This window comes from Gillisella vitis (genome assembly GCF_001541345.2).
GTDB classification, from domain to species: Bacteria; Pseudomonadota; Alphaproteobacteria; order Rhizobiales; family Rhizobiaceae; genus Allorhizobium; species Allorhizobium vitis.
Window position 1 is genome coordinate 397,422 of record NZ_LMVL02000001.1, and the last position, 14,244, is coordinate 411,665.

Annotated in this window: 11 protein-coding genes; 5 read left to right on the top strand and 6 right to left on the bottom strand. The window is 55.5% G+C overall.

The genetic code is table 11. The annotated features are described in order from the left end of the window. Positions 1-88: 88 nt before the first annotated feature. From ASB66_RS26975 to ASB66_RS01720, 3 genes are all read right to left on the bottom strand, one after another. A complete protein-coding gene (locus tag ASB66_RS26975) occupies positions 89-1,534 on the bottom strand; it encodes an acyl-CoA dehydrogenase family protein (protein WP_267970770.1) in 1,446 nt (481 codons plus the stop codon). 188 nt (positions 1,535-1,722) lie between these two features. Then, complete coding sequence (locus tag ASB66_RS01715) at positions 1,723-2,244, bottom strand: hypothetical protein (RefSeq protein WP_060719526.1); 522 nt, start codon at positions 2,242-2,244, stop codon at positions 1,723-1,725. A gap of 488 nt (positions 2,245-2,732) precedes the next feature. Continuing rightward, positions 2,733-3,356 (bottom strand): TetR/AcrR family transcriptional regulator, encoded by a 624-nt coding sequence (locus tag ASB66_RS01720; protein ID WP_060719527.1) that lies wholly within the window; start codon positions 3,354-3,356, stop codon positions 2,733-2,735. A 205-nt stretch (positions 3,357-3,561) separates the two neighbouring features. Between ASB66_RS01720 and ASB66_RS01725 the strand changes: the two genes are divergently transcribed. Then, positions 3,562-4,851 (top strand): D-arabinono-1,4-lactone oxidase, encoded by a 1,290-nt coding sequence (locus ASB66_RS01725; RefSeq protein ID WP_060719528.1) that lies wholly within the window; start codon positions 3,562-3,564, stop codon positions 4,849-4,851. Beyond that, positions 4,851-6,017, top strand: coding sequence for an alanine racemase (locus ASB66_RS01730; protein WP_060719529.1), 1,167 nt, complete (start codon positions 4,851-4,853; stop codon positions 6,015-6,017). The genes ASB66_RS01725 and ASB66_RS01730 overlap by 1 nt, the downstream gene beginning before the upstream one ends. A gap of 59 nt (positions 6,018-6,076) precedes the next feature. Here ASB66_RS01730 and ASB66_RS01735 read toward each other — a convergent pair whose 3' ends face one another. The 3 genes from ASB66_RS01735 to ASB66_RS01750 form a co-directional block, all read right to left on the bottom strand. Then, positions 6,077-7,258: an OmpP1/FadL family transporter gene (locus tag ASB66_RS01735; RefSeq protein WP_060719530.1), complete on the bottom strand. Its 1,182-nt coding sequence runs from the start codon at positions 7,256-7,258 to the stop codon at positions 6,077-6,079. A 580-nt stretch (positions 7,259-7,838) separates the two neighbouring features. Next, positions 7,839-9,239: a coniferyl aldehyde dehydrogenase gene (locus ASB66_RS01745; RefSeq protein ID WP_060719532.1), complete on the bottom strand. Its 1,401-nt coding sequence runs from the start codon at positions 9,237-9,239 to the stop codon at positions 7,839-7,841. Between the two features lie 20 nt (positions 9,240-9,259). After that, a complete protein-coding gene (locus ASB66_RS01750) occupies positions 9,260-10,396 on the bottom strand; it encodes an MFS transporter (RefSeq protein WP_234614271.1) in 1,137 nt (378 codons plus the stop codon). A 441-nt stretch (positions 10,397-10,837) separates the two neighbouring features. Between ASB66_RS01750 and ASB66_RS01755 the strand changes: the two genes are divergently transcribed. The 3 genes from ASB66_RS01755 (at position 10,838) to ASB66_RS01765 (ending at position 14,243) form a co-directional block, all read left to right on the top strand. Next, complete coding sequence (locus ASB66_RS01755; RefSeq protein WP_060719534.1) at positions 10,838-11,869, top strand: AraC family transcriptional regulator; 1,032 nt, start codon at positions 10,838-10,840, stop codon at positions 11,867-11,869. A 129-nt stretch (positions 11,870-11,998) separates the two neighbouring features. After that, positions 11,999-13,597 (top strand): xylulokinase, encoded by a 1,599-nt coding sequence (locus tag ASB66_RS01760; RefSeq protein WP_060719535.1) that lies wholly within the window; start codon positions 11,999-12,001, stop codon positions 13,595-13,597. Then, positions 13,590-14,243, top strand: coding sequence for a class II aldolase/adducin family protein (locus ASB66_RS01765; RefSeq protein WP_060719536.1), 654 nt, complete (start codon positions 13,590-13,592; stop codon positions 14,241-14,243). Before ASB66_RS01760 ends, ASB66_RS01765 begins: the two co-directional genes overlap by 8 nt. Position 14,244: the final 1 nt, after the last annotated feature.

Consider the following 14,244-nt stretch of genomic DNA (forward strand, 5'->3'; position numbering starts at 1 on the left):
CATCGGAACTCCTTGAACTCAGTGAAGGCGGACGCCGACGGGGATGACCGCGCTATCCGAAATTGATGATGGCGACCGGTAGACAGGCTTAACCTCGCGCGGGTGTCATACCTGGTGGGGGGGCCATACCTGGTGGTGGCGCCATGCCTGCTGGAGGTGTCATGCCGGGTGGGGGCATATGCGATGGACCCTTACCAGTAGGAACTGGTCCCGGAGGAGGTGAACTCAGGGCGGCAATCATCGGGAAAGGTTCGAGACCGAACATGTCGCGTCCGTTGATTTCGGCCATTGGATCGATTCGGAACGCACCATGCGTCGCCAGCACATGGATATCGCGCAAGGCGCGTTGCAACGGATTGCTGAGGACGACAGCGGACGAGCCAAGTGCCAGCAAAAGACCATCGACCACGCGCAGGCATTCGTGGATCTGGTGGACGAGGTCCATAGTGATCTCGGGTTCGTTCCAGGGGAAAAACTCTTCCCCTGCAAGCGCACGCCGGTCGATTTCGTCGGCGTGGCGCCAGAGAACCGCATTCGCTCCGTTGATGACAGCACGCGCCTTACCTGCAACCATTTGGATCGAAGCCATTTCCGACATCGTCTTATAGGGAAGGTTGAAGGGTGGCCGCTTCTTTGCCTGTTCGAGGAAAGAGTCGAGAGCGCCTTGCGCGATGCCGACCGCCAGGGCCGCGAAAGTGCATGTCATGGCGACCATGCCGCCAATCGGGCTGTGCTTGAAAGCCAGGCCGGAATATTTGCCTTTCAACGAATCCATTATTCGCGGCAGGTCATTGGTGTGAACGACGCGGTAGTCGGGAACGAAAATCTCCTCGTCGGCCCGGACGCTGTTTGAATTTGTCGCTTGCAGGCCCATGACATGCCAGTCATCGACGATTTCATATTGGTCGCGTGACAGGATGCCCATGGCGCGCAGACGCGCGCCGCTTGTCGGTTCGTCATATTCGAAACCGACGGCTCCCCAGGCAGCATGTTTGCAACCGCTGCCGAAGGACCATTTCCCCTTCACCATGTAGCCTCCGTCGACCTTGCGGCCATCGCCAACCTTTGGCGCGAAGACGGTGGCACCAAACATGATTGGCCCAACCCAATCCTGGATACCGGCGAAGACTTCGTCACGGGCCTTTGGATCGAAGCCCAGAGCGTTTCTGGCTGCGCTCGAGACGATCACCAACCAACCGGCGGACGCATCGCCCTGGCCGAGCGCTTTGACGATTTCCGCAGCATCGCGTGCGCCCAGTGCATAGCCTCCAAGCTCGACCGGGATGGTGATCTTGAAGGCACCGGAGCGATCGACGGCCTCCAGCGTCGCTGGCGCAAGCGCGCCGAGCTGTTCGCTCTCAGCCGCATGTTTGCGCAACAGCGGCAGCATCTCAAGGATGTCGTCGCGTATCCGACGCCCAACCTCGCTGAGATACGGCGAGTCTGGAAATTTCGGCTGGTGAGGAGGGCCTCCTGCCAGCGGTGGAAACTCCGGAGGAAGCCCCCCTACAGGTGGTTTGTTTTGCAAGGTCATCGGTTGCTCCACTTTACGAGAGTCGGTCAAGGTCATATTGAACCGAACAAACTCTCGGTTCTCTTGGTTTCGTTTGTCTTTTCGGGGAAATCGGGTTCCATTTTTCCCTGACAAACTCTAGTTGGCGATGTCGGCGAAGCCGGCCATATTGCGTCCGTAGATCAGGCCTGTGATCAGCTTCGGTATTCTCAATTCCCCATTGGATTCTGACCGGGCACCACCTTGCGGAAGGTGCTCCAATGTTCCGCGATCTTGCCGTTGTGGACCCGGAAGACAGTCAGGATGTTCCACTCGTAAACCGCACCGGGCACGACCGGATCCGGCGCGAGTTCGCGCATCATGAGGCAACCGACCTCTCCGTCGAGAATGACGCTCACCACGGGCGGCGGCGTCGAACCGGCGATAGGCACCAGTCGGAACTGCTCGATGAGTTTTTCACGGCCATGGCCGAATGCATTTGGGTCGTGTTGGATGTAGTCCTCGGCGATGTACTTCGTCATCACCTCAACGACCCGCTCTTTCACGACATTGTCACGGACGATTCTCGAAAGGTCGGCTTCGAACTCGATCAGTAACCGCTTGATCGCTGTGCGCTCTGGCGATGGATCTGCCGCGACCGCGGCTTTGAACTCTTCGTTGTCAAGCCAGTTTTTATAGATAGCAGGATCACTGATTTCAGCGATGCCGTTGACAATTGTGAATCCATTCACTGTTTGGGGTCCTTTGTTTCTGGTATTTTAAGACGCTAAAGCGCAATGAGGACATCTAAGTCGGCGCGCCAATCCGCTCACCGTGATACGGTGTCGGCATATAGGGTCATGATTTGTCCTAGGCGTTTCGCGGACGTCGCGATTCAATCCGGTCAATTATGTTGACTGGTGTTTCAGCTGAAAGGCCGCGCCGGACAACGCACGGCTTACCAAGCATAGGGCGCATATTGCGCGACTGTGTGGACATGTGAACTCCTCCTTTGATTGATCGCAACCCAAAGGCGCTTTTTAGATCAATCCCTCCGAAACTGATCTAAACGGTACAGTACAGAAATGTCAAGCTCTTTTTGCCGGTGTTCCCCCAGTGAAAACAGCGCCATGCTGAGCGTTTATTGGTGAGGCTATGGGTGTTCCGACACAGACATTGTCCACCATTGGTGTCCGTCAGTTTGCTGTCAAAACACAGAATAGCCGGCCCATTGCCGATCTTATAGCTGTTCGAATTGGCTGAACCGGCCCCGGATGAGACGTCGATAATCATCAATGATCATGGCGCCTTTTTCTTCATTCTCATGCAAGGCCAGACGAATTGCAGCGCTGGCGAGTTGGAACAGCAAATAGACGGCACGCGCGTATTCCTGCCTGCAATTTTCCGCCAGAAAGCCTTCGGTGCGCCGGCTGAACTCATCGGCTTGCTTATGGGTTTCCTCAATGTCGAGATCATGCAGCGCCTTGTCAGCGTGAATGGCGTCGAGAAGGTCCTGCACGGCAGGGTCGCTGCGAACGCGATTATAGTAAAAATCAACGATCATTTCCGCTGCATCGCCAATACCAGACGCATCCTGGATGTCCTGAAGAGCCGTATCGATGACTTCGCGCGTTCCCTCTGAATATCGTTCAAAGAGGGTCGCGATGATTGCGGTTCTGTTTGGAAAGTAATGATAAACGGTCGCCAGAGACATGTCGCTTGCAGTGGCAATGCCGCGCATGGTGACAGCAGCGCTGCCTTTTTGACCAATGAGCTCCATTGCTGCCGAAAGGATATCGTCAATACGGTCTCTGCTGCGCTCCTGGCGGGGCTGCCTCCGCAATGTCTTTTGGTCGCTCGTCATGGCATGCTCCCCTTTCTCGTTGACAAAATCACGACATAGGCCAAAGTAAAAATTGACACAGTGTCAGCTTTTCTCGATTACCATAGCAAATGGGCATGCTGGCGCACAGCGAGAAAGCAGAAATGATCGGAGTTGCATGAATATGGCCTCAAGGCTTGCCTGTCGGCGTGGCCAAAGAGGACTCTTATAAACAGGGGAGGTTACGATGATTCCAGGCGACAATCTGTTGTGGAGTAATTGGTCAGGCAGCGTGGAGACCAAACTGAAAGCAATTCTTCGTCCCAGGACCAAGGAGGAGCTACAGGATGTGATCCGCTCGGCGACGGGACCGCTAAGGCTGGTTGGTTCGGGCCATTCATTTACGCCGCTTGTCTCGACCCCTGGAACGATTGTCGATCTGTCGGCTCTATCTGGTTTGATCGATCATGACAGTGACGCCCTGACAGCAACGATTGGAGCGGGCACCAAGCTTGGCGATCTGACGGAATTGCTCGCCGGGATCGGTCAAGCGCTGCCCAACATGGGCGATATCGACAAACAGTCTGTCGCTGGCGCGCTTGGCACGGCAACGCATGGTTCGGGCCTTAGCCTGGGCGCTTATCATACGCAGTTGAAAGGCATGCAGTTCATCGATGGTCGCGGCATGCACCGGGAATTTACAGCCGGACGCGATGACGAGATGATCCATGCGACCGGCGTGACGCTGGGTAGTTTTGGCGCCTTGACCGCTGTTACCTTTCAGAATGTCCCGGCTTATAATCTGCGCCGCAAGCGGACAATGCTGTCGATTGGCGATACGCTTGAAAACTTCGAAAGCCTGATGGCAGCCCATCGATCGGCGGAGGTTTTCTTTGTTCCCTTTGCCAATCATGCTGTTTTTCAGACATTGGATATCGCTGACGGGCAGGGTGATTTTCAAGTCACCTTGGAGGACGAGGACGCTATTGCGACGCTGAAGAAACTCAGGACCTTACTGCGCTGGTTTCCCGGCTTGCGGCGCAAATTGATCGGCAATGCCATGGCAAAGCTGTCCGACGAGGAAGCGGTGGGTGAATGGATGAAGGTCTATGTCACCGACCGCCAGACCAAGTTCAACGAAATGGAATATCATCTGCCGTTCGAAGAGGGAGCTGGAGCTCTGGCGGAGATTATTGCACTGATTGAGAAACGTTTTCCAGAGATCTACTTTCCCATTGAAGTCCGCACCGTCAAAGGCGACGAATTCTGGCTAAGCCCCTTCTACAAGCGTGACACGTGTTCGATAGCCATTCATCACGGCATCGGCGAAAATCCGGCAGCGTTCTTCCTTGCTGCGGAAGCTGTGTTTCGCAAGCGGGGCGGGCGACCGCATTGGGGTAAATTGCATAACCTGAGGGCTGCCGATCTGGTCGGCATCTATCCGCGATTTAAGGACGCGATGGAAATAAGGTCCGAAATAGATCCCGAAAATCGCTTTATATCGCCTTACATGGCGACGCTGCTTGGGGTGCGATAATGGCTGAAGCCGACTATTTCCGGATGCTCTCCGAAGCGCTTTCTCAAGCCGAATCGTTTCGTCCGGTACTTGTGGTTGACAGAGACAGGCTCGATGCAAATATTGCCACGATTGCGGGCGGTCTCGCGCCGGGTCTTGGCTTACGGGTCGTTGATAAGTCTCTGTCATCGATCCCATTGCTTGAGCGCATTCTGACACAAGCCGGAACGATGCGCCTGATGAGCTTCCATCTGCCAATGACCTGTGCCGTATTGGAAGCTTTCCCGAAGGCAGAAATCCTGTACGGGAAACCGCTTCCCACAAGAGCGCTTGCGGCTTGGATGCGGCTCGCGTCTCCTCATCTGGTCGAAGATCTTCTGCGGCGCACCGTGTTTCTGATCGATAGCCCGGACCGGCTCGACCAATATGCGGCATTGGCGCACGAAGCGGGGCAAACAATCAGAATAGCTTTTGAGACGGATACCGGCATGCATCGCGGTGGGTTCGAAACGCCTGATGCGCTGGCTGCCATCTGCGCACGTGCCGTTCAGCAGAAGGAATTGAGAATAGAGGGGCTTGTCGGCTATGAGGCGCATATCCCCGAGGTTGCTCGTCTCATCGGAGGCGCTGCGGAACAAGAGAAAGTTGTCTCGCGTATCAAGGCCTTTGTTTCGGTATTTCCGGAAGGCGCATGTGCCATCGCCAATACGGGAGGCAGTAAAACCGCGCTTTCCTATCATGATGCCGGTGCCGCGAATGAAGTCTCTGTGGGCTCGGCTTTCCTGAAGCCGACGGATTTCGATATGCCGTCTCTTGAGGCTGTGCAGCCTGCCGTCTTTATTGCCACGCCTGTGTTGAAAGTGGAGGAGGTCCGCCTGCCGGGGCCTGCGTGGCTGACAAGCCTAACGCAGGCTATCGGCCTTTTCCCGCGCAAGGGGTGTTTTCTCTATGGCGGCAAGTGGATGGCCAAACCGGCCTTTCCCAAAGGCATGCGGGAAAACAAGATCTGGGGGCTTTCATCCAATCAGCAAATGATGGCTCTCCCTTACGAAAGCGCCTTGAAGCCTGATGATTTTGCTTTCTTTCGCCCGACGCAGAGCGAGGCGGTGCTGCAACATTTCGATGGAATTCACGTTCTTTCCAAAGGCCGGATTATCGAAACCTGGCCCACTCTTCCGCCGGGTTGACGGAAGAGGTTTGTGATCCTTTTAGACTTGGGTTCTATGCCGAGCGACCATTGACATGCTCAGAATTCGATCAGATACCCCAATCCAACGGCGACCGCCCAATCATGCTTGGCGGTTGCGTCATAAGTCGCTCCGGCGCTGACGCTCTGAGAACCGGCAGTGAGGTAAGACACGGAGGTTCCGAGATCGAATTTACCGAATTTGGTTTTGTACTCTGCGCCTAGTCCAAGCGACCATGTATCGGTCGTAATGTCTGCTCCGGTCCCGACGCCTTCATCCCAGGTCACATTGATGGTTCCAGACAGTTTTTCTGTAAATTCATGACCAACACCAATCTGGACCGTGTAGCCGTCCTTGTAGTTGAAAGTCTTGTTGCTGGTGCCAAGTCCGGTGACGTCATATCTGAAATTCTGAAGCACGCTCCAGTCCGTCCAGGTCAAGGAACCGTACACCAGCCAACCCGGTGCCACGCCGGTCTGGGCAGAGAGCTTGATCGACTGCGGCAGAGTTCCGGTTCCGTTGGCAGGTGCAGTGTCTGTCACACCGGCGGCAGCGGCGAGCGCTGACGGCGTGAAGGTTCCTTCGGCATCATGTGACACTTGTGACCGGTACATGAGCTGGAAGCGCATGGCATATTCGGGAATGTCGTAAGCAGCACCCACTCGGTAGCCTAAGGCACCGTCATCTTTCAACCGAATGTTACCGTAAAGGGTGTTTTCCTTGTACTCGAAGCTTTCCAGAAAGACGCCGCCGATCATGTAAAAGCGGCCCGGCCCTGCGTCGACCCGCACATCGCAGGTTGCACCGTATTCATCCGTCGAAAACTGCATTTTTGAGGTCGGATTGACGAGAGGCAATCCCTGGCTCACAGCCGTTGTAAATTCAGCGTTCTGCGCCTGGCTTCCATATGTTGCAGATGCGCCAAATGGCTGTGTGTAAGTTAAAGCGCAGGCAATACCGGAACCCAGTGTTGCCTTGACGGCGACGCTTGGTATCCAAAACTCATCCGAATAGGCTTTATCAGAGGCACGTGCGCCGTTCAGGGTTGAAAATGAGCGGCTTGGTGAAACATATATAGCTCCGGTGCGTAAACTATAGTTTCCATCCGTGAAGAGAATATCGGTGTCAGCCTCGCCACGGCTAAAACCTCCCGCAAGTGCAAGGCAAGGCGCAAACGATATTGCGCTGACACATATTGCCAGCGCAAATTGAGGTGCTTGCCAAAAATAGTGTCTGTTCATTTCGTTCCCTCTTTTTTGTTGTGTGTCGTCTCGAGCCTGTCAGGTTCAGATCGAAGCAGTGATCCTTTTGCTCTCCTTGTTTTCGTTTATTTTTTCGGAAGCTTTGGCCTGCCTATCCCCCGACAAATGCCAAATCGACTGCCGCCTCCAGCGGTTCGATGGCTCTGGCCGCAATGGTTCAAACGCGCGGCATATGACGGTTCCCCAATTCAATGACGATAAATTGCACAGCGCTTCCATCAAGGGAAAACCTGGTCATATTGGTGTCATATGAGGCCAAGTCTTTGCCAGCGGATGAGGCAATTCTGTTCAGGGTGGATCGAGATATGGCTCTTGTCCCAACGGATGAGGCTGGGAGGTCATGCTGGTCATGAAGGAAACCGATGACTTACGCAAAACTCTGCCGAATTGGATCGATTCTGATGGGCATATGGTCTTTGCTCTTCGCACTCAAAACGACGATAACTCCGTGCGTTTCAATTCGCACGGAGTTGTAGGAATCTAGTAAAAATAATAATATTATCAATTATTTGTGGCGAGTGAAAATGACGCATCAAACATTGTTCAATCCCTGTTGGTGTTAGCCGCGCATCATAAACCTAGCCAGCCACTTGGCCATGCGTCCGTAAGGCGGCATAGCGAGGCGTGCAGGATTGAAAAGACGGACTTTCGCAATGCCGCGGGCGTGCGAAAAGCGCTTGAAGCCCTCATGGCCGTGATAGGCCCCCATGCCGCTTGGCCCGATACCGCCAAACGGCAGGTCGTTTTGAGCGATATGCAGCAGCGTCCCATTGATGGTGACATTGCCGGAAATCGTGTTCGTCAGTGCTTTTTTCTCGGTCTGCCGGTTTCCCGTGAAGATATAGAGCGCCAGAGGGCGCGGGCGCTCGCGGACAAATTTCAACGCGGAATCAAAATCCTCATAGGGAATAAGGGGCAGGACCGGCCCGAATATTTCCTCCTCCATCAGCAAGCAGTCGGCAGGCGGATCGATCACCAGCGTGGGTGCGATCACGCGCCCTTGAGTGGGCATGGCGATATCAGCAGTGATGAGTTTGGCCCCACGGGTGCGGCATTCCTCAATGCCTTTGACCAACCGTTCATGCGCTCGAGCGCCGACAAGGCTTGAATACTGTTCCTGCCCCGCCTGTCGTGGATAAAAAGCCTCTGCCTGAGAGATCAGCGCGGATGCAAGGTCTCCAAGTTTTGATTTCTCGACCAGAACATAGTCCGGTGCAATGCAAGTTTGGCCCGCATTCATCAGTTTTCCGAAGGCGATGTCACGGGCTGCATCGGCAATAGGATAATCCGGGGCGATGAGTGCGGGCGACTTGCCGCCAAGTTCCAGGGTGAGCGGTGTCAGGTTAGCTGCCGCTGACGCCATAACCTTGCGGCCGACCGCTGTTGAGCCGGTGAAAATTAGATGATCGAACGACAGGGCAGAAAAGGCGGATGCAATTTCCACTCCACCCTGGACTACGGCGACCTCTTCGGGGGTAAAATATCTCTCGATAAGTTTGGAAAGAAGAGCAGAGGTTTCCGGCAGCAATTCCGATGGCTTGATGATCGCCCGGTTTCCCGCAGCCAGAATGTCAATCAGTGGCCCAAGAGCCAGTAGAAGCGGATAATTCCACGGCACCATAATACCAATCACCCCGAGCGGCTGGTATTGAACCCAATTTGCAAGCTGGAGAAACTCAATCGAGCGCCCGCGGCGTTCGGGCTGCATCCATTTGCGCAGATGGGACCGTGTGTGGCGAAGCGCGCCCATCAGCGGAGCAATCTCCAACTGTACCGTTTCATGCTGGGACCTATGACCAAAATCGCGAGAAACCACGTCGCATAACGCTTGCCGGTTCTCCTTCAGCAATCGGCCGATCCGGTTCAGCCGGTCCAGACGCAAGGACAGTGAAGGATACATGTCATGCTGGAAGGATTGACGCTGGCGTTCCAGAACAGGCTGTAGAGTTTCAATGGCCATATCGAACAAGGTTCACTCCGCTATTTATTGGCGACAGTCGCTGGAAAGCTGCGGTGCAGTTGGCCAAAGATGATTGCAGCAAAGATCGCCGCGATTGCTAGGGGCAGGAGACAGGACCAGGCGAAAAGGCTTGAATCGTAGCCTTCAAAGATTGGCCCGGCAATTGCGGTTCCCAGCGTGGCCCCCACTATGGCGACCACTAACGTTCGTGACATCACGGACCCGTCGGGGTCGTTTTCGGTCAGTATACCTGTGATAAACGGGGTCACGATATAGAAACCGATATTGACCAGAACCTGTGTCATGACGAAAATCAGGGGTGTTAGCATGGTGAACAGGAAATAGATCGATAGCGCCATGATCAGGAAACCCAGCAGCACGGCTGGCAGTCTTTTGGCCTTGTCATGGGTGAAAGAAGGAATGATCGCACCCAGGAAGCCCACCAGCGACGATAGGGCCAGATAGAAGCCAACTTCACCATTGCTGAGCCCCACTTTTTCCCCCACATAACCGCAGACTGCCCATTGTACCGCCTGTACCCCATAAACGAGAAATACAACCATCATTGCAAGCAGCATTTTCCCATTGTTGAGTTTGGCATGATGGCTTGCCACAGGAAGCAGGGTTGAGCGCCTGGCGACGAACACAAGGAGTGGCGCCAGAATGGCGGTGAACGCACCCAGCATGAGAAAGACGGGTGCTCCCGCGTCGTCCGGTGGCATGAGCGACACCACAAAAAGCAGCAGTCCCATGGCAGTTCCGCCAATCAGGCTAAGCGCCCCCCAGTATCTCTCAGCATTGGCAAGCGAGGCGAGGCTCATCGAAACGAGGCTGAACAAGGCGCCTTCCCCCAGACCGGTTGCGAATCTTGCGGTGGCAAGACTGTAAGGGTTATGAAGCCAGAAACTCAGTGCTTCGCCGGCCATGACCGCGACAATGCCGCCAATCGCCACTGCTTTCCATGATCTGAGGGCCAGTTTGGCGAGGAATATCCCGTAAAACGCAATACCTGCGAGTTCCGCACTGGCGACGATTGTCGCCATGGCTTCGCTATAGCCGGCCAGTTTGCTTATCGACAGAACGACGACGGGCATGACCATTGTCCCATTCAGCGCGACCGCATAGGCAGCACTCAAGCCGAGTATCCACAAAAGCATCGTCATTCTCCCAGAGAGGTTGGCCCTCCGAGAGGTTGATCCCTAGAGAGGCCGGGTCGCTTTTCGCTTACCCAATGTTCCGCCTGTTCTTATTGTCCGGCCCTTGAAGAGCGCGGTGACATTTAGAATAGGAGGACGACACCGCATCACAAGGGAGTTCGGGGACACTGTGGTGTCATATCCGGCCAATCTGTCTCCCAGGGCCGCCCCGGCATTGACTGCTGTCATGAAGGTGTCTTTGTATTTCATGCTTTGCGCAGCGGCTATACTCGGCGTGAATAGCCAGTTGCTGGCAGGAAATATTGTACGGTTGGGGCAAATGTCGCATAATCCCTGCTATTTCCGGCCATAACCGGCTCTGTTGGAGGAGAATGGAACAGGATGCTGGCATGGCTGTCGCAGCAGAAATGGACGTGAAGGATAAGTCATAAGGGGGGTCTGATGAAGACAGTCGATGCGCGTTACGTAACTGCCAATATCCCGGCGTTTCTCATTCGCAGCCTCGTGATGACGCTCACGGATTTTGGTCTCGACGCCTCGCGATTAACGGCGGGCCTCGGCATTCCCATGGAGGATCTCGCCGACCCAGCCTGTCGGGTTTCTTTTCGCCAGGGACGCGAGGCGATCCTGCGCGCCATGAAAATGACCAGGGGCAAGGCGCTTGGACTGGAAACCGGGATTCGCGAAAAGATTACCTCTGTCGGCCTTGTCGGTTATGTGATGATAACGGCAGCGACTGTGGGTGATGCGGTTAAGCTCGGTCTCGATCTGCAAAAAGATACCGGCAGCATGCTGGAATTCGACACCAGGGAAAGTCCGGAGGGTGTCGTCGTCACGGCGGCGAGCCGTTTTCACGATCCCGACATCTATGTTTTCCTGGTGGAAGAAGCTTTTGCCAGCTTCATGGGGGTCGCACACGGCCTTGTCGGGGAGGGGTTCAAGCCGGTCCGGATCGATTTTGCTTACCCGGCGCCAGCGCATACGGAAGCCTATCAACGGGTTTTCGGCTGTCCGGTCCGATTTGGCCAGATGGAAAACGCCTTCATCTACGATGCCGCCTGGTACAAGCAGCCGCTGCTGACCTCCGATCCTCTTAGCCACCGCCAACTCCTTGAATTCATGGCCTATAACCGGGCCAGAAGCCGCGAGGCGGCTGAAATCATCGAATCCGTCGAAAGGGTTCTCCGGCAGAAACTGCATAGTCGCACGCATATTTCCAAGGTGGCCCGTGCGCTTGGTATGAGCGAGCGCACCTTGCGTCGCAGACTTGCCGAGAGCGGGGTTTCCTTCCAATCGCTTCTGGATGATCTTCGCAAGAACCGCACGCTCGAACTGTTAGGCAACAGGAACATGTCTGTCGAGCAGATCGCCTTTGCGGTCGGATTTTCGGACCCTCATAATTTTCGGCGCGCCTTCCGACGTTGGACCGGCACCACGCCCGGTGCGCTTCGTGCGGATCTATCGCCTATTTGACCGGGAAAGACCCCTCAAAGGACAGCTTCACCGCTACGCAAACGGCGGTTTTTTCCCCTATCATACGTGCAATATCCAATAAAAATGGGGAGCGACCTGGATGTATCCAGGCTGCGTGCACGGCAAGAGATGGCCAAATCTGACCAATATGTCTTATCGATCGATCTTGGCACCAGTGGCTGCAAAGTCGGATTGGTGTCGACGACAGGACACGTGGTTGCCTGGGCGTTTCGGTCGGTTCCGCTCCAGGTGATCGACACGATCGGGGCAGAGCAGGACCCCTCACAGTGGTGGAACGCCTTCATCGAGGCAAGCCAGGACGTACTGAGCCAGAGTGCGGTATTGCGCCAGAATATTGTTGCGATCTGTTCATCCACGCAAGGGGAGGGAACCGTTGCCGTTGACCGTGATGGCAATGTGCTGATGAACGCGATTATCTGGCTCGATATGCGCGGCGCCCGCTATCTGAAGAAGGAAATGCGGGGGGCAATGAAGGTCGCGGGCTATGATGCGATCAAGTTGCAGAAATGGTTGAGGCTGTGTGGTGGCGCCCCGGCTTTGTCCGGCAAGGACCCAGCGGGCCACATGCTGCTGATCCGCGATGCTTTTCCTGATATTTACGAGAAGACCTACAAGTTTCTCAACGTTCTCGATTTCTTCAATTTGCGGCTGACGGGCCGGTTTTGCGCCACGCAGGATTCCATTCTCACCTCCTGGGTGACGGACAACCGCGATGTCAACCATATCCGCTATGATGACGGGTTGATCGGTGCCAGCGGGATCGACAAGGCGAAATTTCCCGATCTCGTCAGGTGTACGGATATCGTTGGAACCCTGCTTCCTTCGGTTGCCGATCTGTTGGGCCTATCGCCGAAAACGCCTGTCGTGGCCGGTGCCATCGACAATTCAGCCGCCGCCATCGGCGCTGGAACGCTGGCCGATTATGACGCCCATCTCTACATGGGGTCATCGTCCTGGATCTCGGCCCATGTGCCTTTCAAGAAAACCAGTGTCATGGACCAGATCACATCGGTTCCTTGTCCGGTGCCATCGAAATACCTGATGATCGCCATGCAATCGAGCGGCGCGAGTAATATCGCCTTCCTGAAGGACCGGATCGTCTTCCATGACGATGGCCTGATCGATTCCGAACCGACCCCGGACACCTACAGGCTTCTCGATGAGATTGCCGCCCGCACCCCTGCGGGAGCGGCTGGCATGATGTATCTGCCCTGGCTTTTCGGCGAACGCTGCCCGGTGGATGATCCGACCCTTCGGGCCGGTATCTTCAACATGAGCATGGAGCATAACCGCGAGACGCTGGTGAGGGCGGTCTTCGAAGGCGTGGCGCTCAATACACGCTGGATGATGAAGCCGGTCTCGCGATTTCTCGGTCGCAGGCCTGAGGCAATCACCATGATCGGCGGTGGCGCAATGTCGCCGGCCTGGTGCCAGATCTTCGCGGATGTTCTGGGTGTCCAGATCCGCCAGCCGCATGATCCGATGAAAGCCAATGCCCGCGGTGCGGCCTTCATCGGGGCTGTGGGGCTCGGCCTCCTCCAGTTCGATGATGTCGCGCGCCATGTGGTGATCGACCGGATCTATGAGCCTGATCCGGCAACGCAGAGGCTCTACGACGAGCGCTTCGGTATCTTCACGGAACTCCATCGGCGCCTGGCGCCGCTTTACAAACGTCTAAACGGATCAAAGGGCAAGATTCATGGCTAAATTCATGGCCCAGCGGCAGGAGATTGCCGATATGAGCCGCTATTTCGCGGATAATGGCTATTTTGCCGGAACCGGCGGCAATATCGGCGTCCGCGTCGATAGAAAATTGATGGCGGTCACCCCCTCGGCCTCCGACTACTCCACGGTCGAGGCGAAAGACGTGGTGATCCTTGATATCGAGACCCTCGATATTGTCGAGGGCGACAAGACGCCGACCATTGAAAAAGGACTGCATGCCAGGATGCTCCTTATGCATCCTAACCGTCATGCCAGCGTTCATACACATCAGCCCATAGCAAGCGCCGTTGCGCTGCTGCATGAAAGCCTGCCCTGGCCAAGGGGCAGCGATCTTGGGGCGCTTGGACCCCTTGTCGCACTTATTCCCTACAGGCCGTCGGGTACGGGAATGCTGGCAAAGATTTTTGCGAAGTCTCTGCGGCCTGACATCTTTGCGTATCTTCTGGCCAGCCACGGCGTCATCTGTGCAGGGGCTGATCTCAAGACCGCAGCAGGCATGATCCGCAAGATCGAAGCCGCCGCCGCCGCCCACCTTCGCGACCGCATCAACAAACACGTCAACCTCGATCGGCAACTCCAGGCGTTCATTCTGAACGTTCTGGACAAGGCTGAGACCAAGGGAGCTTGAA